A 21,323-nucleotide genomic window follows, 5' to 3' on the forward strand; every position below is an offset into this window, starting at 1 on the left:
CTGTTACCTTCTGCCCACATTTCCATGACTCTCAGATGCAACGCCCATATATGTCACATGTGGCTGCGTTGACGTACTGGCAGGTCGGAGAGGTCTTGCTGGGGTTGGGGCACGACGCCTTCCGCCACGGTGCGCCACCCTGCGGGGGTTCGGAGCGTCACCCGAAAGTGAGTAACAGCAGATCGTTCTCCGAGCACTCGCGCCGACCGCCAGCTGAGAGCCCGGCCCGGCAGCCAGGAGTCACGGTCGGCGACGGTGGCCGGGCGACGGCGTGGTCGTTTCCTCCGCCCGCGATGCCTCGTTGGAGCCCCGAACGCCGAGTCGCGGGGAGGGGCGGTTGTGCGGGGTGGGGAGCAGGTTTTTGCTGCGCTGGGGGCGCTGGATGAGCGGGCGCGGGCGTCGGTGCACGGCTGGGTGATGGCCGCGGATGTGCTGTCGATGAAGCAGCAGGTGCGGGGGCTGGCCGACCGCGGTCTGGTGGAGATCGCCGGCAGGGAGGACCGGGCGGAACTGTCGGCGTGGGAGGGCACCGTGGTGCTGTGGGCGGCCCGCCTGTCCCCGGCCGGACACGACCTCCTGCTCTACGCCCGCACCCGCCCACGCCCCGGCAGCGCCGTCGGTGAGCCGGATGCGGGTCGGCGGCTGGTGAAGTTGCTGCCCTCGCAGATGGCGGCCCTGCGTCTGTTCCTGGGCCTGGCTGGCCGGCTGCGGGTGCCGGTGGCGGCGGGGCTGGCGGAGCAGGCACGTACGGCCCGCAGTGATCACGGCGCGCGGCGGTGGTTGCTGTACCTGACTGAGGAGCAGATGGAGTCGGTGGCGTACGGGTTCTGGCTGCACCGGATGACCGGATCGGCGATGGAAGCCAACCACTTCGCCCGCGACTACGGGATCATCCACCACCCCGCTCCACGACGGGCCTCTGCCGCCACTGCACGGCAGACCAGCCCTTGCGAAGAGCCGTGAATGGCGTCATGGCCTCCGGATCCACCTCGGCCGCCGCCGTGCTGCGGACCGCGCCGGAGAGACTCTTGCCGGGGCACATGGCGGGAGCCCCAGCCGGCCCGCGGATAGCCAGGGGTTCTCGGTGCGCCGGCACAACCGGCAGGAGGGTTCTCCGCAGGCTTGTCACCGGCCAGTTCGGAATCCCCACGTACGGCCAGTTGCGATGTCACTCTTGGTTACGGCCCGGGCTCGACGTCTGACCCGATCGGTCACATGCGGATGAACGCGACCGGTTGTCGGGCCACGTCAGTGAGCGCTCAATGCGGGCACCCCGTTTTGTCGGATGCGATCCAGCGCACAGCCCGCGAGCAGGCGATCGTCACGGAGGCCGAACGGTTGCTCGCCGGTCCCTGGCCACGCACAACTTCGGGGCCGCTTCCGCCCGGTGCGCCGATCCTGGAAGAAGGACGACCGGTGAGGGAGGCCCTGTGACGCTGCGACCGCCGGTGGAGTCGATGCTGGCGCAGGGCTGCGCGTGACCGGGCGGCGGGCGCGGTCGTATGGCGGATCGCACGGGTCCTCCCATGCGGGGTGCATGTCCCGCAGAATCCCGGTCCTGCCGTACGCGTCCTGGACGCGGTGTCCGATGTCGTTGCGGTGCAGCCCCGAGACCCCGGACAGGTCCCCGGGCCGGCACACCGCGGACACCCCGGGATCGAGCTGGGGGAGTGGCACGTGCACCGGGCCGCCCTGGCCCCCGCCGGGTTCGTCGGGCCGACCGCCGTACGTCACCTGCCCGCAGGTGCAGGGCTTCTGTGAGTTCGGAGTTCACCATCAGGGCCCTCCGTCATCGCGCGGGTGGCGGATGCTCCTCAGGTTGGCTGCCACGGTTCTCGTCAACGGATGCTCTTCGCCCATTGTTCGCATCGCGTCGCGCAGGGTCCGCTCGTACAGGGAGTCGGCGAGGTCCAGGGCCCCCGCCGATTCGTAGGCGCCGGCGAGGTTGTTGCGGGAGGCAAGCGTGTCCGGGTGGTCATCGCCGCACAGCCGCTCGCGGCTCTCGAGGTTCCGCTGGAACAGCCGGATGGCCAGACCAAGGTTGTCCACCGCGTAGTGGGTGATGGCGAGCACGTCGCGGCAGACGATCGTGTTGGAGTTGTCCTCGCCCCAAAGTCGCTCCATGTCGTTCAGGCTCTGCTCGAACAGCTGGATGGCGGGACTCAGGTTGCCCGCCTCGCGGTGGGTCGAGGCGAGGTTGTAGCGGTAGGCGACGGTGTCAGCATGGTCTTCGCCCAGTGTCCGCACCGCGCTATTCAGGTTCTGCTCGTACAAGAGGATGGCGCGGCCCAGGTCACCTGCCGATGCGTAGGCTCCGGCGAGGTTGTTGCGGCAGACGAGTGTGTCCACGTTGTCGTCGCCCAGCACTCGCGCCATGTCGTTGAGCGTCCGTTCGAACAGCCGGATCGCTTGGTCCAGGTCTGCCTTGTAGTAGGCGGACGCGAGGTTGTTGCGGCAGATGAGTGTGTCGCGGTGGTCCTCACCCAGCACTCTTGCCGAATCGTTCAGGGTCTGCTCGTAGAGGGGGATGGCGCGGCCCAGGTCACCTGCCGATTCGTAGGCTCCGGCGAGGTTGTTCCGGGAGGCGAGTGCCTTGTGGTGGTCGGCGCCCAGGATCCTCACCTGGGCGCCGAGGGCGCGCTCCAGGTAGGCGGTGGCGCGTCCGCTCTGGCCCTGACTGTTGAGAAAGAGCCCGGCCCCATTGAGCACCACGGCGGCGTCCGGAGTGTCGGCGTCGGGCGGTGTACGGCCGGTGAGGGCATCGATGTGAGGGAGCAGGGAGCGCCAGACGGGCCAGGTGGCCGGTTCGAGAGCCGGGAAGGCACTGCGCAGGAGGGCGGTGGCGCAGTGGAGGGCGGCGGTGATGTCGTCGTCCTGACGGTGGGGGTCTTGAGGGTCAGCTGTGCGGGCGACAGCTTGGACGAGGCGGTGGACGGCCAAGCCGTCGCCGCTGGTGGTGATCATGCTGTAGGCGGCGAGGCGCCTCGTCGCGCGTTGAACCGCGACGGGGGTGGAGAGGGGGTCGAGGAGAGCGCGGGGGATGTCGGCCGGCGCGTACCAGGCGAGGGTGCGCAGGATCTGTCCGGCGAGGGGGGTGTCGGCGATCCGGTCGAGGGTGATGCGCCAGATCCGGGCGATGGTGCGTTCGCTGTCGTGGCCCTCACCCGCTTCGAGGTACATGTCGGCGGGGTGGTCGGCGAGCAGCCGAAGGTAGGCGCGGACGGTGATGCCGGATTCGGCGATGTAGGCGCCGGCCTGTTCGACGGCGAGTGGCAGGTGACCGAGTTTGTCGCAGAGCTCGGCGGCGCCGTCCAGGCCGAAGGTGCGGGTGCCGCCTTGGGTGAGGGTATGGGTCAGCAGCTTGAGGGAATCCTGCGGGGCGAGGACATTGAGAGGGATCGGGGTGGCGATGCCGTGCCAGCCCGAGGAGCGGCGGCTGGTGATCAGAACCCGGCCGGTGGCAGCACGGGCGAGCAGTGGCGCGATGTCGCCGATGTTGTCGACGTTGTCGAGGATCAGTAGCCAGCCGGTGTGCGTGGCGAGCCACTGCACGGCGCGTTCGGTGAGCTGTCCGGCCGGGAGTTGGGCAAGGGCTGGCTGCAGGGCGGCGGCCAGTGCCGCAAGGCCGGCGTCGAGGCCGACCTGACTGTCGGCGGCAATCCACCAGATGGGATTGTCCGTACCGGCGCGGGTGCGGGCCCAGTGCGCGGCGAGGGTGCTCTTGCCGACGCCGCCGAGGCCGTGCAGGGCATGCACCACCGCTACACCTGTGTCATCGAGTGCCGCGTCCAGCAGGCGCAGTTCGCGGGTGCGCCCGGCGAACGCGACGTGCCTGGCAGGCAGGCCCACCAGACCTGGCGGGGCGTCGACCTCCGCAGGCGGGCGCAGCTCCGCCTGCGGCACCTGAACGATCGTGGCGTTGGCGCCGGTACTGGCGACGCCAAGGAACGGCGCTCCCTGGGTGTTGATCGCGATGGCCCCGTCACCCGAGGCGATAGTGGCGGCGCCCGACCCGGGCCCGGTCGCCTGCACGGCCGTTGCCGGGTCGGGCGCCGTGCGCCGCGGCCACTTCACGGCGTTGGCCCGCCCGGCTGGTCCCCGGTGGTGACATCGCCCTTGATCTTGCCGCGCAGGGCGGCGGCCCGGTCGCCGGAGGCCACCACGGACCCCGGCGGCACCGGCGCCGAGCTGCCCGGCGCGGCGGGCGCCTGCCCGCCTGCAGAAGGCATGGCCGGCCCACCTCGGTTGCCCGTCGTGATGTTCCCCTCCACCTCACCTTCGACCGCAGCCGCCCGTTCGCCGGACGCGATGACCGTCGCCGGTGACGGCGGGACGGCGGCGGTCGTGGAGGAGGAGGCGAAGCTCTGGCCCCACAGGACGGCGAGGGCGGCCATCGCTGCGCCGAGCGCGGAGGCCACCGCCCAGCGCGTACCCGGGTCCTGTATCACCGACGGCAGCACCCACAGCCCGCACACCGCCGTCGGCACTGCGAACGCCACCACCGTCACCCCGGCTGCCGTGAACCAGCGCCAAGAACGCGCCAACAGACCCACCCCCTAATCTCCATCGACTCGAAGTCCCCCGATGTGACCTACCGTCACCGCAGCTTCGCGAAACCATCCTCAGTCCAGGCCTGACAGAACCATCCGGTAACGCATAGTGAGCACCGGTGGCCAGATAGCTCCCCGCTAAGTGGCCGCCGCTGGGGAATTCCCACTGACCGCCGACACAGGCTCAATGAGAGCTGCTGGCTTCCTTCAGATGCCCTTGAAGCCGGGACCGAGCCCACGCCGCTGCGGGCGCCGTACGGTACGCGGTCCAGGTGCCCCCGGCACGGGCCTGGTCGCTTCGCTGTCAGGGAGTCCGAGGTGCCTGCGTGCGCCGTCGGTGGCGGCCCGTACCGGGGCGAGGGCCGCGGCGATCTCCGGTCCGAGTGCCGACAGCGCTTGGGCAAGGGTGTCGATCGCCTCCAGGGCGTCGTCCTTGGCCTCCGTGCTCCAGGCATCCGGCCTGGCGGTGTCGACGAGACTGCAGGCGATGTCGGCGAGCTCTTCGGCGTACTGCTCCACCCTCGACCGGGCGTTGCGCGGTGTCATGCCCGGGCAACGAATCCGGGACTGCAAAGATCGCCGACACCGCCCAGGAGGCGCCGGATGCGGGTCAGCGGGCGCGGGTGACCTCGATGACGGTGTCGGGGCAGCCGTCGAGCACGTCGGTGAGTGTGGCCTGTTCGGCCGGGTCGACGGTCAGAGCCCAGCGGGTCTTGATCGCGATCCAGTCGGTGGCGTACGTGCAGCGGTAGCCCTCGGCTGGCGGCTGCCAGGTGGCCGGGTCCTGGTCTGACTTGGAGCGGTTGCTGGAGGCGGAGACGGCGATGAGGGCGCGGGGATCGTCGAGGTCGTTGGCGTAGGCCTGGCGTTCGCCGGCGGTCCAGCCGGAGGCGCCGGAGTCCCAGGATTCGGCGAGCGGGACCAGGTGGTCGATGTCGAGGGCGCGGGCCTGGTCGAAGGTCGTGTCGTCGTAGGGCGAGTACCAGGTGCCGCCAGTCAGCTGGCAGTTGATGCCCTGGGCGGGGGCGGTGACGGCTTCTTCGATAAGGACCTCGTTGCGGGTTGAGCAGCCGTCGCGGTCGGCGTCGATCCAGTGACGGAACTTCGTCCGCTCGTACCCGGTCCGGTCCTCTTCCTGAACCGCGAGAGCGTTCAGGGCGTCGCGCACGGGCAGGACCACTCGGTCGCCTGGGTCGGCGGCGTGCGCGGCAGTAGTCGGGGTGATGAGCAGGGCGAGCACGGAGAAGGCGGCGGTCGCGAGGCGAGTGGCGCGGGGGAGGCGCACGGGGGTCCTTTCGAAGGTCACGGTCTGTACATGATCTTCGTAGCGGGCGCCGGAGATCCTGGGCCGGGAGTTTGCGCGCAGGCTCACTCGCACAGGTGGTAAGTCACACTGCGGCCAGCCCGCCGCGCGTTCCTTGAACCCGCCGCTGTCCGATCGACGCGGCCCATACACAGCGGCGCCGCCAGGCTGCGGCCACCGAGGCGGCGGCAAGGAGAGGTGCTGCGCGAGGCTGGCTGGAGCTACGAGCTGACCGACGACCTTGATGATCACGGAAGGCGCATCGCCAAGGCGTACATGGACTGATAGATCATCCAGGTCGGGGCAGCGCCTTTCCTCGCTGGCACTGCCCCGGCAGTTCTACCGGCGGTAGAATCCTCGGCATGAGTAAGCCGACAAGCATCAAGACCAGCGAGGAAGTGCGCGACCGGCTGCGTATCCTCGCCGACGAGCGCGGCACCACCATCACCGAGCTGCTGGAAGAGCTGGCCACGCGCGAGCTCACGGAAACCGAGCGGGAGCAGCGTGCTGTTGAGGCCGCCCGCGAACTCGGCATTGAGTACACCGAGCAGGTCCAGCAGGTCGGCCAGGATGCCTGGGCGAAGATCCGCGCCCACCAGGGCGGCGCCGCCGCATGAACCTGACGGCCGTCCTGGACCACACGGCTCTGGCCGCCCTGTACCGCGCGGACTCGTTCTTCACGGGCCTCTACATCGAGGCCTCGCGCGGCACCGGTCGCGTCATCATCCCCTCCCTCTCCGTGCTCGCTGCCGAACGGCAGGTTGCGGGGGCAGGCAAGCATGCGGCATCCCTGCGGTTCGCGGAGAACGTTCCGTTCACCGCAGCGCACGCAGTGGATGCAATGGACTGGACAAACGTGGACTGGCCGGTGGCCCATGCTGCTGCGATCGCCTGGCACGCGGTGAAAGCGGGAGAGTCGCTGACGGTCCTGTCGCTGGAACCTGAGTTGTACGCGGGTACCGGCATCACTCCGCTGAACCCCACTTGATCCGGGCCGTCTCGGACGAAGGGGGGCCGTTTCCCGTGGGAAAAAAGGCCCCCCTTCTGTGGTCAGCGCCCGGCGTGCAGGTGCGCCTGGCGGGCTACGAGCAGGCCACGCCAGCGGCTGCGGGTGTCCTGTTCACTGTCGAGCCACCGGACTCCGGAAGTTTGATCGACAGGCATGTCGGCCATGAAGTGGGCAATGTCGCTGAAGTAGGTGTAGTCGCCGCTGCGGGTGTTCTCCCGCAGCCGGGCGATCGCTGCGGTCACCTGGGCGTCGGCGCCGCAGACGGCGTGGTGGAAGGCGAGCATGAGGTCCAGGGCGAGTTCGACGTAGGTCACGCCCGCCGTTCGGATGTCGGCCCGTAGAACTTGGGCGCGGTCGTCGATGTCCGCGTCGTCGCGGCCGGCGTCGCTGATCAGGGTGGCGATGCGGGTGGTCAGGGTGGTGGCGCGCAGATCGAGGCCGGTCAGCAGCTGACCTGCGAGGGCGAGTTCGCCGTCGGCGGCCGCAGGGTCGGTGAAGGCGAGGGCGAAGGCGCGCTGCGCCTGGCTGGTGGCGCGTTCGCCGGCGATCCCGTGCTGTTCGGCTTCGTCGCGTGCGGCGGCGTACGCGACGGCGGCGCGGTCCATGTCGCCGTGGGGCCACCAGATGTCGCCCTCGACGCGGTGGTGGCGGCCTTCCCAGCCCAGGGTGCGGGCGGTGGCCAGGGCTGTGGGGAAGTCACCGGCCGCGCGGGCGAGGTGGGCCAGACCGCGGCGGGCGGCGGGGGCGAGGCGGCCGTGGCCGTCGGCGACGGTCTGCATGCCTGCTTGAGAGGCGGTGGTGTCACCGAGGTCGCGGTGGGCCTTGGCCCGGTAGTAGAGGGCCATGTGCTGCAGGTCGTCGGGGAGCAGGCCGCTGTCGACGACCGTGGTGAGGCGGCTCGCGGTGCGGGAGCGGTGCTCGTGCTGGCGGCGGGCGAGCGTGCTGAGGAGTTCGACCAGGGCGTCGGCGGCTGTCTCCAAACCTGCGCCGTCGGTGTCGGGCGGGGCGAGCGGCTCCCATACGGAGTCGCTGACGTAGGTCCAGGCGGCGGCGGTGAGCCAGCCGAGGTCGAGGCGGTGATCGCGGGCGAGGCGCAGCCCCTGGCGCAGGCAGGCGATGAGCAGTAGCCGGTCCGGTCCGGGCGCGTTCTGGTACTGCTCGCCCAGGGTGGTGAGGGCGCGCTGGGCGGCCTGATGCCAGTCGTGGTCGGTCCAGCGGTCGTCGGTGGTGTCGTCGGCGTTGCGTACGGCGGAGCGGATCAGTCCGTGGAGGTGGTACGGCCACATGCCGAAGGGGTCCTCGCGGACGAAGGGCCGCTCCGTCAGCCGCTGGGCGGGTCCTTCGTGGGTGAGGCCGGCTGTCTGGGTGGCGAGGGGTACGTCGAAGGCGTCCAGCAGGCTGACCGAACGCAGGACGTGGCGTTCGTCGGGGGTGAGGTCGGTCAGGGTGCGGGAGACCAGGGCGGGAAAGTCGTGGTCGAAGTCGCCGGGCTGTGGGGCACGGCCCCCGCGGTTCAGTTCCAGGAACCGGGCGACGGACAGGTCGAGGTACAGGGGCAGGCCGTGCGAGCGTGCGGTGATGACCTGCCGGACGCCTTCGCCGATAAGCGGCTGGCCGTCGCGGGTGAGGCGGCGGGCGAGATAGCCGTCGCAGTCCTCGGGGGAGAAGTCCCCGATCAGCACCTGCCGCGCCACACCGGCGCGGGCGGGGGCGCGGGTGGCGGGCGCGTGGGCGAGGCCGGGCCAGGCGGCGGGGCCGGTGTAGTCGAGCTGGCCCTGCAGGGCGGCATCGGCCCACTGCAGGCGGGAGCGGCCGGTGACGATCCAGAAAGCGTTCGGCAGGAGCCACACCATGCGCTGGATGAGGCGTTCCAGGTCGCGGCGGGTGCGGTCGCCGATGTCCTCGAACGTGTCGAGCAGGACGACCGGCACGACCTTCTTGCCTTCGGGGAGGCGGGCGAGCTCCCACGCCAGCAGGTGCGGGTAGAAGGACAGGGTGTCCAGGTCGGGTTCGGCCTCGAGGAGGTCCGCGAGCCGGGCGCAGCCGGCCAGGGCCCGTACGGTCTGGCGGCGTTCGCGCAGCGCACCGACAAGAGCGCCGGTGACCTGTCCGACGACCGAGCCGATGGTGCCGGGCAGCATGAGCGCCTGAGCGACGTCGGACAGAGCTGACTGCATCTGCTGCGGCAGCGCCTGCCCGAACCGCGAGCCGAGTCCCGCCCGGCGCAGGTACTCCTCCAGCGGCTCGCCGGGGTGGTTGGCCTCCCAGTAACGGCGCAGCGCCAGGTCGAAGGCGGGCAGCGGGCGGCCGATCCGGGTGAGGGCGGCCCGGATAGTCAGCACGATCTGCTCGAAGTCGGTGCCAGCGGACCGGGCGAGGTCGATCCGTACAGGCAGGATCCGGTCGGCCGACCAGCCCGGCTCACCCCACTGGGAGGGCCGCCGTCCCACGTCGGCGAGCGCCGCCTCCAGCGTCCTCGACAGCGTCGTCTTGCCGATCCCGCCCACGCCGTGGAAGACGAGCACGTGCCCCCGGGGCGCCTCGAGGTCCTCGGGATCGAAGCCGGGGGAACCGACATGCTGGAGGTGCTGGGTGAGCGCGCCCGCGACCGTCTCCCACTGCGTCTGCCGGTTCGTGAACGCCTCCGCGGCCCGCACGCTGCGGTCGTTCGTACTGAACAGGGCCCTCAGATCCCGGCCTGCCACGCCCACCCCCGAATGATGATCACCTGCGGGCACCAACCTATGCCCGCCGCACCCCGGTTGGGGAGTCCGCACTGCTTCGGGGAACGCCAGCCCGCAGCCGGCGGCGGGCATACGGCATCCTTCAGCGATGAAGCCCGATCCCGAGCCCTGGTACAGCACCACCCTCAACCTCTGGCAGGTAGCCGGAGTCCTGGTCGCCAGCTGGACCCTCACCAAAGCGCTGACCGAGGGATGGCGCCGCACCATCGGCCGCCGGCGCTATGTCACTACCCGCCTCCGCAAGATCACACCGGGCGTCCGGCACGACTATGTCGAGTCCCTGCTCGACAAGCCGAGGTGGGAGTCGACGATGCACGCCACGCGAATCGCCCCGGACGAGCAGCCCGAAGGAGCCGATGACAGGGACCTGAAGGTCGAGATCACCGTCCGTACCTGGCTCCTGTCGAGGCTCTGCTACCTGGTCACCTGGTGCGAGGACGACGTCGTGCTGATGTACGGGATCACCACGACCAGCTGGTGGTTCAGGCCCAGGATGCGGGTTGGTGAGACGCTGATCCGGCTGGGCAAGAGCACCTTCACGGTTCTCCCCGACGACAGCACGGCCATCCATCGGGCCTGGCTCGGCAACCGCCGCTACGGCTACTTCGAAGAGCACTACTTCGGCAACGTCGGCGGCTACCGATCGTGGTACGTCGGAGTCAACGACTTCGGCTACAACGCCTTCCCCGTCTCCGACGACTGGTTCGACGACTCGGACATCCGTCACACCCTGCTCCTGCCCGAGCCCCGCAAGGCGTACCGGGCGAGCGCGCCGATCAACACGGTCGTCGTCAGCGGCATGGCCCTGTTCAAAGAAGTCGAGGAGGGCACCTTCTTCGGTCTATCCCTGGGCGTCGACCAGGACCTGGTCCGCCTGGCCGATCCCGAGTACCACGTGCTCGACAGCCGGATCAGTCGAGTTCACCGTCGGCTCCGGGCCTGGCGCGGCACCCAGCGATCCCGCCGCTGGGAGAAGAAAAGGCAGGGCCAAAGAACGTGAGGGTCGAGGGCTCTCAGGCGAGGGGACAATGACCGCCCAATCAAGATCAAAAGGAGTTTGCCATGCCCGGTACACCAGACGGCCCCGACTTCTCCGGCCTGGGTGGGGGCGAGGACCAGCATGCGGCCGACATCGTGCAGGAGGTAGTGCACAGGTACACCGAGCAGATCGCTGCCGAGCGGCGGGCCCCGCTGCCTGACGAGGAGCGCCTTGCGCAGCTGACAGCGGGACGTACGGCCGCCTACCAGGACCTGCAGCGCCTGGAGGACGCCGACGCGAAGGAGGGGGACCGCCTTGCTGCGCTCTACGCGGCGCGGCTGAGGGAGCTGGAGTCGTAGACCGTCCGCAGCAGGGGCAGCCGTCGCATGTCCGGGCGGTGCGCGGCGATCCGTAGACGTTGGAACCCGGCGGGCATCAGAGGGCGGGCCAGGGCGGCGATGCCGTCCAGTTCGTCGCGGTGTTGGGGCAGGGCTTTGCGTAGCCCTTGGTGGAGCCGGATGAAGTGGGCGGCTTCCTGCTCGGTGTAGGGGCGCTGCCGTTCGGCGGCCAGCGCCCATGAGGCCCGGCCGGGTGCGGCGGGCTGCTCCTGGCGCAGCAGGGCATGGCCGTCGCGGCGGATTACCGTCACCGCGGTGATGGCCGGGTGGGTTTCGGCGGCCGCCGTGAGGTCGGCGACGGCCCGGTAGCAGCGGTCGTGCCCGGCACGGGTGGTGAACCGTCCGGTGATCCCGGCTTGCAGGGCCCGGGCATAGCGCAGGGCGGTGGCCAGACGGCTGTCCGCTTCCCGCACAGCCAGCACCACCAACTCCACCCGGTAGCCAGCCCGGGAGCAGGCGAGGGCGCTGTCGAGGACATCGTCCGCGCCGCCCGGAGCGGCCTCGATGAGCAGGTCGCCCCGCCGCGTGCGCACGTACTCTTCCGCCTGAGCGAACCATGCCTTGTAGTCGGTGCGGATGGCCGCGCCGGCACCGCGAGGATCCTGACGGAGCATCTGCCGGTAGTCCGGATGCGCGGCCTTGAAATCGTCGCCGACCAGCTTGGTCGTGCCGGGCCGCATCGCGCGCCGGACCATCCTGGCGGCCAGCAACTTGCCCGCCCCGGGCTGGCCGATCACGTACACCGCGCGCGGATCGTCCCGGGGCGTGACGTTCGCCAGAACTGTCGGGGTGATCAGCTCGTCGAAGATCCACCGGTGCTCATCGGCCGACAGCCGGTGGTAGGCGACCCCGGGCGGTGTCGCGGTGGGCTGGGCGGTGCGGCGGACCGGCTCGGACCAGGCGGCAGCGCGCTCGCTGTCGCGCTGCACCGCCAGGCGCCGGTCCTCGTCGGCCAGTTCGGCGTGTACGCGCCGGTCGGTCCGGGCGAGGGCGCGGCGGAAGACAGCGGTCTCAGGCGCGGTCCACGGCCGGGCCCGCTCCACCCGCACCGCCCGGTCCGCAGCCGGGCTGTGCCGCCATGTGCCCTCGGGGGTGAGGTCGTTGGTGTAGAGGGCGGTGCCGTCGCGCCGTACGACGGTGACACGGTCGGCGAGCTGCTCGGTCTCGATGGCGGCCAGCGTGGCGAGCAGATTCTTCGCGCAGGTGTCGTGGTTCTCCCACGACACGTACCGGCCCCCGCCGTCGGCGGCCTCGGTGAGAAAGCGGTCCACGATCCCGAGCTGGCTCAGGGCCTCCGAGATGGCCAGCACCACCACTTCGACCCGGTGGCCGGCCGCCCGGTAGGCGCGAGAGGCGGTGCGGAAGTCGTCGGGGTCGGCGAGTGCCGACTCCACCACGGCGTCGAAGCGCATCTCGCGGACGTGGGCTTCGACGGCGGCCTGCCACCGCGCGGTGTCGGGGCGCACCAAGGCTCCGGCCATACGGACATCGGCCGCCAGAACGCTGGCGTAGTGACGGTGGAGCGGCTTGTACAGGTCCCGGCCGACTCGCACGGCACCGCCGCGCCGGGCAAGGACCGCTTCCACGCGGTCGGCAAGCGTGCTCTTTCCCGCTCCGGGCTGCCCGGCGACGACGACCACGACCGGCCGGTGCTGTTGTACCGCCTGCCGTGTCGCCGCCGGGAGGATGAACCGGTCCAGGGCCTCAAGACTCTCCTGCTCGGACAGGATGGCCGACTCATTGTCCGATCTCATCAACGACTCCTCCTGGTAAGCGAGTTGATGGGCCCTGCCGGTCAAGATCACCCTACCAGATTGATTCAATCGGGTTAAATAAGTGGGTTAATTTTAAGGATAAGACTGGTAGGGTTCGGGGTGGAGGTAGACAGATATGGCATCCGAGGAAGAGCTGTTCGCGAACATCGACGCCCTGCTGCAGGAGGAGCCGCAGCTCCCGCCCCCGGCGGAGCGCGCCCGGCTCCGTGAGGCGGCCGGCATCACTCAGGCCCGACTCGCTCTCGCGCTGAAGACATCGACACAGACGGTGAAGAACTACGAGAACGGCCGCTCCGAGCCGAGGCCGCCGCGCCTGGAGGCCTACCAGCGACTGTTGAAGGGCTGGGCGGCGAAATATCCGGCCCACGGAGCTCCCGCCGCTGCCCCGGCGCCCGCTGTCCAGCAGGAGCCTGTTCCGGAGACGTTCACCGGGCCTGCCGAGCCCGAGGCGCCCGAGGCGGAGACCGTCGCGCCAGTGAAGGCGCCCGCCGCGCAGGAGCGTCCCGCCGCCCGCCCGGCATCGTCGCGCCGCCCGGCCGTGAAGAAGGCCGCCAAGCCCGCCCTCGACCCTCGTTTCCCGCACGGGCCGCTCGCGGTGCTGGACGGTGACGGCTCCGCGTACGGCGTCGACGGCCTGGTGCTCGACTGCCCGGCGACCACCGTGGTGGAGCTGGTGGAGTGGACGCTGCGCGAGTCCGGCCTCGGTGCGCCGAAGCTGCACCGACACGGCAAGGACGCAGACCCGCTCATCGTCCTCACGCAGTCCGCGGCCGCGAAGCTCGGGCTGCCCGAGCGCCTGGAGGACCGGCGCGGCCTCCGCCTGCCCGAGGACCACTCGGTCGTCAAGCAGGTGTTGAAGGCGCGCTGGCAGCTCACCCAGCGGGGATTCGGGCCGTGGGCGCGGATCTACCGCAAGGCGCAGGGCCGCGAACGGCAGTGCGTGCAGCTGGCGATCCTGCCGTGGGACGCGCTCGACTCCCGCTCCTGGCCCGGCGTGGCGGAGATGGAGCCGGCCGACGTCGCCCGCGTCCTCGGCGTGTACGCGCAGCGGGTCATCACCCCGCGCGGCGGCACGGCGGTCAACGGCCTGGAGCTGATGACCGCGCTACGGCCGCCGACCCGGCCGGTGCGCGACGAGGAGACCGGCAACTGGGTATCCGGCCTCAACCCCGGCAGCCTGGGGACGGAGGCGATGGACCCGGCGCCGCCGGAGGGACAGCCCGAGCACCCCGCGATCTACCACTCCGGGTGGAAGGGCGGCTTCCTGCACGAAGAGGCGTACCAGTGGGTGCGGTCGGTGGACACGCTCACCGATGAGGAGTGCCTTCTGCCCTGCGCGGTGGGCCTGGACCTGAACACGGCGTTCCTCGCCGCCGCCGCGAGGCTGACGGTCGGTCTGTCGGAGCCGGTGCACTTCGTGAACCCGCCGTTCAACCCCAAGGTGCCGGGCTCGTGGCTGGTCGACCTGTCCGGCATCGAGCTGGACCCGCGCCTTCCCTCGCCGTTCACGCCGACCGGCGAGCGTCCGACCGGCCCGGCCTGGTACCAGACGCACACCGTCGCCTACGCCCAGGAGCTCGGCTACAACGTCGCCCCGATCGAGGCGTACCTGCGCCGCGAGACCGGCGCGTACCTGGACCCGTGGCACGACCGCCTCAAGACCGCGTACGTCGACACCCTCGCCGACCTCGGCGTCACCAAGGACCTCACCGACGTGGAGTTCCTGGCGGCGATGGAGCGGCACAAGGACGTCGACCCGGCGATGGCCGCCGTGCTGGCCGCGATCAAGGGCACAGTGAAGGGCGGCATCGGGAAGCTGTTCGAGAACCCGCAGGGCAAGAACTACAAGGAGGGCGAGCCGTGGCCGGCCATGATGCGGCCGACCTGGCGCCCGGACATCCGCGCCGCCGTCATCTCCAAGGCCCGCGTCAACATGCACCGCAAGCTGCTGAACATGTCGAGGATGACCGGGCTGTTCCCGCTCGCCGTGCTCTCCGACTGCGTCGTCTACCCGAGCCCCGGCCCCAGCCCGCTGGACTTCCTGCCGTACGCGGCCTCGGGCAAGCCGCAGCCCGGAGGGTTCCGCCTCGGGCCCACGCCCGGCCTGGCGAAGCTGGAAGGCGTCCAGGAGATGCTCTGGGCGATCGACCTCATGGAGAAGGGCCTGAACCCGGCCCGCCACATCAAGGGCGGCGACGCCGTCCTGGACGAAGGGGAGTAGACCGTGGGGGAGATCGACGACGCGATCGAGCGGGCCGACCGCGAGGCGTTCACCAAGGACCCGCCCAAGACCCTCAAGGGTCAGATCGGGTTCCTGCTCAAGCAGTTCGGCAGCGCGAAGGCCGTCGCGGCGGAGCTCGGAGTCACCGCCGACTCCGTGAACCGCTACCGGCGCGGCGCCCGCAAGCACGCCCGCGCCGACGTCGCCGCGAAGATCGACGACGCCGTACGGCAGCGGTGGCAGCCGCTTGTGCGCAAACGCCGGCAGAAGCAGGCGGCCACCACGGGTGGGATCACGGTGGAGACCCGGGCCCGGTTCGGCTACACCGCACCGGTCGGCACGACCGACGACGGACGGTTCCGGCGACTCACCGTGCACCTCCCCCCGGAGTACGCCCGCCGCCTCTTCGACGCCCGCAACGCGGGCGCCAGCGACCAGCAGATGCGCGGAATCATCGCTGAAGGGTTCAAGGAAGTGTATTTCCAGGACGGCGGCGGTCGCGCTATGGGACTGTCGCAGGTAGAGATCAACGACATCGACTACCTGGATCTCGACTACTGATACAGGCGCCCCCAATGAACGCGGGTGGGTCTTCCTTGCGCCGTTTTCGGAAAACCTAGTTATTGTTCTCCAGTGTGTCAGGGTCAGTCCAGACGGTTCCATCCACCATGACGCGACTTGCTTGGTACTTCTCGGACGGGAACACCTTTGTCACCTTGGCGTAGACGATGCGTCGCTCACTCGTGTCGAAGCAGACGCGGTCGCCCGGCTTGACGGGGATTTCCTCGTCTCCTAACGGTTCCACCATGGCGGCCCTGCAGTTTTCCAGAGTCGCATCATATTCGCTGGGCAGGCGGACAACTTTGTGTTCGAGTAGCGTTCTGTTGATATTGACTGCGCCTTGTTCCGAAGATCGAGTCTCCAAGTCCTCATAACCACCTTCCGGACCTGGAGGATCACTATCGAAGTTGATCCCTGAGCCATCCACCATGGCCGATTTGAAATTGAAGGATGTAATCGTCTGATTGATGACAGGGTCAGACTCTGACTCTGTCGGAGTGGGCGTTGGCGGCGAGGTGACTGGAGTGGGAGAAGCGGACGGGGATTTCGACGGTTCACCGTCCCCCTTCTCCTCGCCTTTGTCTTCAGGGCCCGCATCTTTCTGATGTGCTTGCTCCCCGCTTTCCGCAGCCTTCGTGGCCGGGCTGTCCGAGCCCCCGCCGTACCGCACTGCGCCCAACCCGATGATGATCACCGCGAGGGTCGCGCACACCGTGATCAACAGGAACCTAGGGGTGAGCTTGCCCGACGCCGGCGTCGGAGCAGGGCCCTGAGCGAGGGGCGGCGGCGCATAAACATCACCGAGCCGCGGCAGGCCGGGCCACGCAGCCATGTGGTTCGTATGGGAACCGGCTGGGTCTCTCATACGAACCGGGGGAGCGGTTGGCTCGAGGAGAGCGAGTTCACGCTGCACCTCGTCCCGGCGAGCAACCGCAGCAGCCTTTTCAGCGGCTGCGGTGTCCATACGGGCCTGCTCGGCTGCCAACTCGGCAGCCAACCTGCTGGCCCGCTCTGCGTTCATCGCCTTCCTCGCGGCCTCCAGGTCGTCCTTGAGGTGTCCTACCTGTTGAGCCAGATCGCCCAGCTCTTCACCTAACTTGCCGATGAGGATTGTGGACTCGTACTCAGCGAGCTTTAGGCGATAAAGCTGATGGTTGCCATCTGCGACAAGCGCACGCAAGACGCCCTCGTACTGGTCCAGGATGGCCTCAGGGGCACCCTCTTGGAGATGCGCTCTCTCGTGTACAGCCCTGATCAGGTCACGCAGGAAACGCAACGGCGGGATGTTCTTGTCGTTCTTGTGCGTCTGCCACTTAGTGACCTGGCCATCTGCATACCCGTACGTGTCCTCGAACTGCGACGTCGACATGCCCGTCTTCTTGAAGAGGTCACTTACAAGCGCTTTGAAGGCAGAAACTTTATCCTCCGGCGACGATGAGTCCTTACCGTCGCCGGGATCATTCAACCGCAGGTCAGTCACCGGTTCTCACAATCACTTGCTCCAGCGCGATTCTCAATCTTTTGGGTCTAATGCGCACCGGCTTTCCACTCCTGTTGATTTGAGGTCGCGGCACGGGGCCGCACTCCGAATGGAGAACGGACAGAAATATGTCAGCGGTGCTTCGGCCGACACCGTAGACATGGGAAGGCGCTGTATGTACGGCCAGGACCCCTCGCTCATTCTGCTGATCTCAACGCGGCTTCGCACGGGAACCCCTGCATTTGACCCCACGCCGACCGCTGGCCCTGAGGCAGTGGAGCAGAGTCTCATCGAGCAGCTCGCCGAGGTCACGGTGAGCGTCGGCCGCGAGGCACTGCCGGAGTTCCTCGGCGGTCTCGTCGCCATGATGTTGTTCACCCTGGTCACGGGGCATCTGAAGCGCCGCCGCAACAGGCTGCGCATGTACACCTTCCTCAACAGCGTGCACCCCGACGGAAGCCCCGTCCGGCTCACGACCACCCGAGGTCCGGGCACAATCGTCCGCCGCGACGTCGGCCGGGGGCCGGAGCGCTTCTTGCTCACCGCTGTGGAGACACCTGACGGCACGTACGCTGCGGAGCCCATGGACCGTTAGCCAGTGCACGTGCCACCGGGCGCCGCTCTGCCGACAGTGAGCGGCTGCCCATGATCAAGGGTGGTGCCCGGACCGTAGTGTTCGGGCACCACCCTTGATCGTGCTAGCCCCAGGCCCCATCGTTCCTGTTCCCTATGGCTGTTGGCGATAGCAGCGAATGCGGATCCGCCCATCTCCGTCTCCACCGCCCCGCACCACGCGTACGGTGGTGGTACGACTCGCCAGGAGGTGGCGATGTCGCGGTAGTGGGCGTAGTCGCCGTTGGGGGTGTTCTCACTCAGCCGGTCGATGGTCGAGGCCACCTGGTCCTGGGCCCTCCCGGGCTGCGTGGTGAAAGGCGAGGCGAGGTCCACTTCCCATTCCGAACCTGCATGATCCGTGTCCCGCATCCGGGGCCAGGGCCCGTCTGCGGGCGGCCGGTTCGGTTAGTGCAGCCGGCCGCCCGCTGCGCTCAGCAACGTGTCAGCGCCTACCGGCAACGCGGCTGGGCACGGCAATGCCCTCCTGCATCAAGATCGTCTGCGGGAGGGCATCGAGAGCCAAATGTGTAGTACGACATACGTCACGCAACAGCAGTGGTCTCCTCGGCTTCCAGTACGGCCACCTGGTGCTGAGCGCGCCGGAGGTACTCCTGGCTTGCAGTCTGGAACTCCGGCGTGCGGACACGCGTGCGGATGTATTCCTCAACCGCTTCCCTGATCACGGCGTTTGCGGTGGCGTCAACTACGTCCGAGTACGCGTTCACCCTCTGCAGCAGGCGTTCGGGAAACCGTACGGACACGACGAGCTGCCGTTCCTTGTCTCCTTGCCGATTACTCTTCTCGACTTGATCAGCCATGAAGGTCCCCTCTTCTCGCGTATGTGAGCGTGCGCCAGCTGCTTCGGCCACAGACGCACTGGCGCGCCCTGGTGCAGGTACGCGGGCATGGCGGTGCCCGGACGGAGCGAACTCCGGAAGTGTCCAGACTAGTCGTTCTGTAGTGCTGTAGTACGGGCACTGTGAAGTTGGCTTGCTCTCATTTGCGCAGAGTGTTACTTCAGTCACTCCCCGAAGTTCTCACAGGTCAAACGAGTTACCTTCTGGCGAGATACGGCACTCCTGATGCAACTGATGGACGACGAGCTTCGTCTACTCGCATAGGTATGCGGCAAAACACCCCTTTTCCTGCAGTGACGTCACGGCCCGATCTCCACGCCGCGACACGAACAACCCCCATATAGGTGCAACGACCGGAAGTGCGACCGACGTGTAGTCTGTGTCGACAGATACGCAAAGTGACTAGATAACTACTGAACCCGAACCGGAGGTTCGCGTGACCCCAGCAGGCGGTTCCGACGGCGGCGTCCTGCAGCCGGCCATCAGGTACTCAGCCGCGATAGCGCGCGACTCCGCCGAAGCGGCCGTCCACGCCTTCAGCCCCATCCAGAAGGGCCTCGGCCGCGACCTGGACGTCAACGAATCGGCTCGCGTTATCCCCCAGCCGCGCACCCCACAAGGTGTGCTCGCCCTGCTCGGCGCTGACGCCGACGCCCCGTCTCACGCTTTCGCACCTGTGGGCGCGCCGTACTCGCAGTCGTTTTGGGATGAGGCCACACAGTCTGCGCATGACGCGATCATGAGGGCCATTCGCACGTCCCTCAGCGATCTCGGTGAACATGTCAACGGCATCGAGATCATCGGGCCTGCGGAGACCGCGGACCAACGACTCAACCGGGTTCAGCAGTGCTTCGCAGACCAGAGGGCCTTCGTCGCCGTCTCCATCTGCGGCTCTCTCAAGGATCTGCTGATCTCCGGCAACCCTTCCAAGGCATCGCTGTCTATCTTCGCCAAGGCCCCTCACTCCCCGCTGGCTGTTGCCGCAGTCACTCCTGCCAGCGCGCACACGGCCGACGACTCCGATGCCCATCGGATCCTGCTACCAGAAGGCGACTGGAACCAGCACACTCCGGTGGCCACCCGTCCGCCAGCGGCAGAGGGCTACGTAATCGTGCCGCAGCATCTGCGCAGCATGCAGGCAAGCCTGGAACGGAGCTACCCTCGCATCGAGTACGTCGATGACACCAGCTCCGCCATCGCCGTCGCTCTGCTCGGCAACCACGTTCCCCTGGCCGTTCACTACACCGGCGAAGTCCTCGATTCAGCTGTCGTCCTGGCCGCAGCTGGCCACGGCTTCGCCGTACGCCCACTCACCCCAGACGGAACGTTCCTCAAGCCGGAGCAGTGCGCCGAACTTCTGACGGCCGCTCTCACCAAGGGCGATGGCATCCCAAACTTTGTCATCGCCCGTGACGAGATCAATGCGATCAACCTCGCCCAGCGTCTTGGTGCCCAGCGCGGCCGCCGCTGACCGTAAAGCCTCCTCCCGGCGCCGTCACCGACGGCGCCGGTCTCCGCGCAATCTCGGCACGACTCTGATCAAGGACCGGCCCATGAGCGAAAACCCCGAGTCACACGTCACGGACCTGGCTAGCCGCCGTGTCCAACCACACTGGGTGCGAAAGATCAACATTCCGTTCCTAGTACCGCCCGCACACATCCGGCAGCGGCTGAAGACTCCCGGCTTCGGCACCGCAGCCCTGGCCGTCGCAGGCTTCCAGACCGCCTACCAGTCTGGTCATCTGCCCCACCCTCAGGACGTCGCGATCGCACTTGTCCTCACCGGATTCATCGTGTTCCTCAGTGCTGTCAGCATGATCTGCCAAGCCATCACGGACAGCCGAGCCGCAGGCAGTACTGAGCACGCAGTAGTGACACCGGCAGCCATGGCTTCCAAGTCCGCCTGACAAGCACGCCGTCAATCGGTGCCGGCCCATGAGCCAGCCGCCAAGGCTGGTTCGCGGGTGATATCCCGGGCCATCCGGCGGCCCCGCAGATCACATCCGCCAGCCGAATGCACCCCAGCACGCTCATCGGCCGGGCAGGAGAAACGCAATGCATCCGCTCCCCGTCGCCCACCGCGCGCCGATACTCGAGCTCCCCGTCCCTTTCGTTGCTTTCCACACCATGCATCACCCTTGCTACCTCGCCTACGCCCAGGCGCACTTGGATGCCGCCGTCGCTGAGACAGCTGTACGTCAGGCCTTCGGGCACCTCGTCACCCACTGGTCGTCCATCGTCAGCCACTCCAACCCCACCGCCTGTGCCTGGACCCTTTTCGTCTCCTGCATCGACGCGTGCGCAGTCCCGCTCCCTCTGCACACCAATCGCAACCTGCAGTACCAGGCCGTCGTCCTGCACCACGTCGCCGGATGCACTCTCCACGCCACCGCCGACACCCTCGGAGAACATCCGAGCAAGATCCGCTACCTGCTCCAGACATGGATAGACCGTCACCTAGCCGTGGCGCCCGGCATATCCCAGCGAGGCCGACGTCACGATTCGACAACCGCCGCTCCCACAGCCTGAGCTGCTGCAGCAGCAGCCGGGCAACTGCCTGTACGCCACTCGCGGTAAACGGCTCGAACGCGCCGACCACGCGATGGAGATGGCGTGCCCCAACCCGGTGGACATCCTCACTGCAACAACCAGATAGCGCGTCCGCTCGGTGAAGTCACTGCACGGGCGCTGGAGCTGCTCCACGATCTCGACGGCTCCTGGACGAAGGGGAGTAGACCGTGGGGGAGATCGACGACGCGATCGAGCGGGCCGACCGCGAGGCGTTCACCAAGGACCCGCCCAAGACCTTCAAGGGTCAGATTGGCTTCTTG

General features: G+C 68.5%; 19 protein-coding genes. 11 read left to right on the forward strand and 8 right to left on the reverse strand.

Going from position 1 to position 21,323, the window contains the following annotated elements:
* Positions 1–417: 417 nt before the first annotated feature.
* Complete coding sequence (locus tag ACZ9QC_RS43005; protein ID WP_472918111.1) at positions 418–963, forward strand: DUF6417 family protein; 546 nt, start codon at positions 418–420, stop codon at positions 961–963.
* 813 nt (positions 964–1,776) lie between these two features.
* Here ACZ9QC_RS43005 and ACZ9QC_RS43010 read toward each other — a convergent pair.
* The 4 genes from ACZ9QC_RS43010 to ACZ9QC_RS43025 form a co-directional block, all read right to left on the reverse strand.
* Positions 1,777–4,074 carry a tetratricopeptide repeat protein gene (locus tag ACZ9QC_RS43010; RefSeq protein ID WP_472918112.1) on the reverse strand — a complete coding sequence of 766 codons (2,298 nt, stop codon included), beginning with the start codon at positions 4,072–4,074 and terminating at the stop codon, positions 1,777–1,779.
* Entirely contained in the window at positions 4,071–4,499 is a 429-nt protein-coding gene (locus tag ACZ9QC_RS43015) for a hypothetical protein (protein WP_472918113.1), read from the reverse strand. The genes ACZ9QC_RS43010 and ACZ9QC_RS43015 overlap by 4 nt, the downstream gene beginning before the upstream one ends.
* Before the next feature lie 258 nt (positions 4,500–4,757).
* Positions 4,758–5,096 carry a hypothetical protein gene (locus tag ACZ9QC_RS43020; RefSeq protein ID WP_472918114.1) on the reverse strand — a complete coding sequence of 113 codons (339 nt, stop codon included), beginning with the start codon at positions 5,094–5,096 and terminating at the stop codon, positions 4,758–4,760.
* A 64-nt stretch (positions 5,097–5,160) separates the two neighbouring features.
* Positions 5,161–5,856 (reverse strand): HNH endonuclease family protein, encoded by a 696-nt coding sequence (locus tag ACZ9QC_RS43025; RefSeq protein WP_472918115.1) that lies wholly within the window; start codon positions 5,854–5,856, stop codon positions 5,161–5,163.
* A gap of 359 nt (positions 5,857–6,215) precedes the next feature.
* On the opposite strand from ACZ9QC_RS43025, the gene ACZ9QC_RS43030 reads away from it, so the two are divergent.
* The gene (locus ACZ9QC_RS43030) at positions 6,216–6,470 is read left to right on the forward strand and encodes a hypothetical protein (RefSeq protein ID WP_472918116.1); all 255 of its coding nucleotides are present in this window, start codon (positions 6,216–6,218) and stop codon (positions 6,468–6,470) included.
* Entirely contained in the window at positions 6,467–6,841 is a 375-nt protein-coding gene (locus ACZ9QC_RS43035) for a PIN domain-containing protein (protein ID WP_472918117.1), read from the forward strand. Before ACZ9QC_RS43030 ends, ACZ9QC_RS43035 begins: the two co-directional genes overlap by 4 nt.
* 62 nt (positions 6,842–6,903) lie before the next feature.
* On the opposite strand, the gene ACZ9QC_RS43040 is transcribed toward ACZ9QC_RS43035, so the two are convergent.
* Entirely contained in the window at positions 6,904–9,567 is a 2,664-nt protein-coding gene (locus ACZ9QC_RS43040) for an ATP/GTP-binding protein (RefSeq protein WP_472921971.1), read from the reverse strand.
* A gap of 127 nt (positions 9,568–9,694) precedes the next feature.
* Here ACZ9QC_RS43040 and ACZ9QC_RS43045 point away from each other — a divergent pair, with 127 nt between their 5' ends.
* Both ACZ9QC_RS43045 and ACZ9QC_RS43050 read left to right on the forward strand, forming a co-directional pair.
* Complete coding sequence (locus tag ACZ9QC_RS43045) at positions 9,695–10,606, forward strand: ETEC_3214 domain-containing protein (RefSeq protein WP_472918118.1); 912 nt, start codon at positions 9,695–9,697, stop codon at positions 10,604–10,606.
* A 62-nt stretch (positions 10,607–10,668) separates the two neighbouring features.
* Entirely contained in the window at positions 10,669–10,944 is a 276-nt protein-coding gene (locus tag ACZ9QC_RS43050) for a hypothetical protein (protein WP_472918119.1), read from the forward strand.
* Here the strand turns inward: ACZ9QC_RS43050 and ACZ9QC_RS43055 are convergent.
* Positions 10,911–12,737, reverse strand: a complete 1,827-nt coding sequence (locus ACZ9QC_RS43055; RefSeq protein ID WP_472918120.1) for a zeta toxin family protein — start codon at positions 12,735–12,737, stop codon at positions 10,911–10,913. The genes ACZ9QC_RS43050 and ACZ9QC_RS43055 overlap by 34 nt on opposite strands.
* A 136-nt stretch (positions 12,738–12,873) precedes the next feature.
* Here ACZ9QC_RS43055 and tap point away from each other — a divergent pair, with 136 nt between their 5' ends.
* Positions 12,874–14,979, forward strand: a complete 2,106-nt coding sequence (tap, locus tag ACZ9QC_RS43060; RefSeq protein WP_472918121.1) for a telomere-associated protein Tap — start codon at positions 12,874–12,876, stop codon at positions 14,977–14,979.
* 3 nt (positions 14,980–14,982) lie between these two features.
* Positions 14,983–15,540 carry a telomere-protecting terminal protein Tpg gene (gene tpg / locus ACZ9QC_RS43065; RefSeq protein ID WP_472918122.1) on the forward strand — a complete coding sequence of 186 codons (558 nt, stop codon included), beginning with the start codon at positions 14,983–14,985 and terminating at the stop codon, positions 15,538–15,540.
* Positions 15,541–15,595: 55 nt separating this feature from the next.
* Here the strand turns inward: tpg and ACZ9QC_RS43070 are convergent, their stop codons facing one another.
* On the reverse strand, positions 15,596–17,020 hold the full coding sequence (locus tag ACZ9QC_RS43070) for a hypothetical protein (protein ID WP_472918123.1): 1,425 nt from the start codon (positions 17,018–17,020) through the stop codon (positions 15,596–15,598).
* 274 nt (positions 17,021–17,294) lie between these two features.
* Here ACZ9QC_RS43070 and ACZ9QC_RS43075 point away from each other — a divergent pair, with 274 nt between their 5' ends.
* Positions 17,295–17,615 (forward strand): hypothetical protein, encoded by a 321-nt coding sequence (locus ACZ9QC_RS43075; RefSeq protein WP_472918124.1) that lies wholly within the window; start codon positions 17,295–17,297, stop codon positions 17,613–17,615.
* A gap of 562 nt (positions 17,616–18,177) precedes the next feature.
* Here the strand turns inward: ACZ9QC_RS43075 and ACZ9QC_RS43080 are convergent.
* Positions 18,178–18,453, reverse strand: a complete 276-nt coding sequence (locus tag ACZ9QC_RS43080) for a hypothetical protein (protein WP_472918125.1) — start codon at positions 18,451–18,453, stop codon at positions 18,178–18,180.
* Between the two features lie 475 nt (positions 18,454–18,928).
* Between ACZ9QC_RS43080 and ACZ9QC_RS43085 the strand changes: the two genes are divergently transcribed.
* From ACZ9QC_RS43085 to ACZ9QC_RS43095, 3 genes are all read left to right on the forward strand, one after another.
* Entirely contained in the window at positions 18,929–19,963 is a 1,035-nt protein-coding gene (locus ACZ9QC_RS43085; RefSeq protein WP_472918126.1) for a hypothetical protein, read from the forward strand.
* An 82-nt stretch (positions 19,964–20,045) separates the two neighbouring features.
* The gene (locus ACZ9QC_RS43090; RefSeq protein ID WP_472918127.1) at positions 20,046–20,399 is read left to right on the forward strand and encodes a hypothetical protein; all 354 of its coding nucleotides are present in this window, start codon (positions 20,046–20,048) and stop codon (positions 20,397–20,399) included.
* A gap of 220 nt (positions 20,400–20,619) precedes the next feature.
* The gene (locus ACZ9QC_RS43095) at positions 20,620–21,021 is read left to right on the forward strand and encodes a hypothetical protein (RefSeq protein ID WP_472918128.1); all 402 of its coding nucleotides are present in this window, start codon (positions 20,620–20,622) and stop codon (positions 21,019–21,021) included.
* The last annotated feature ends 302 nt before the right edge of the window (positions 21,022–21,323 follow it).

This window comes from Streptomyces sp. HUAS MS02 (genome assembly GCF_055702265.1).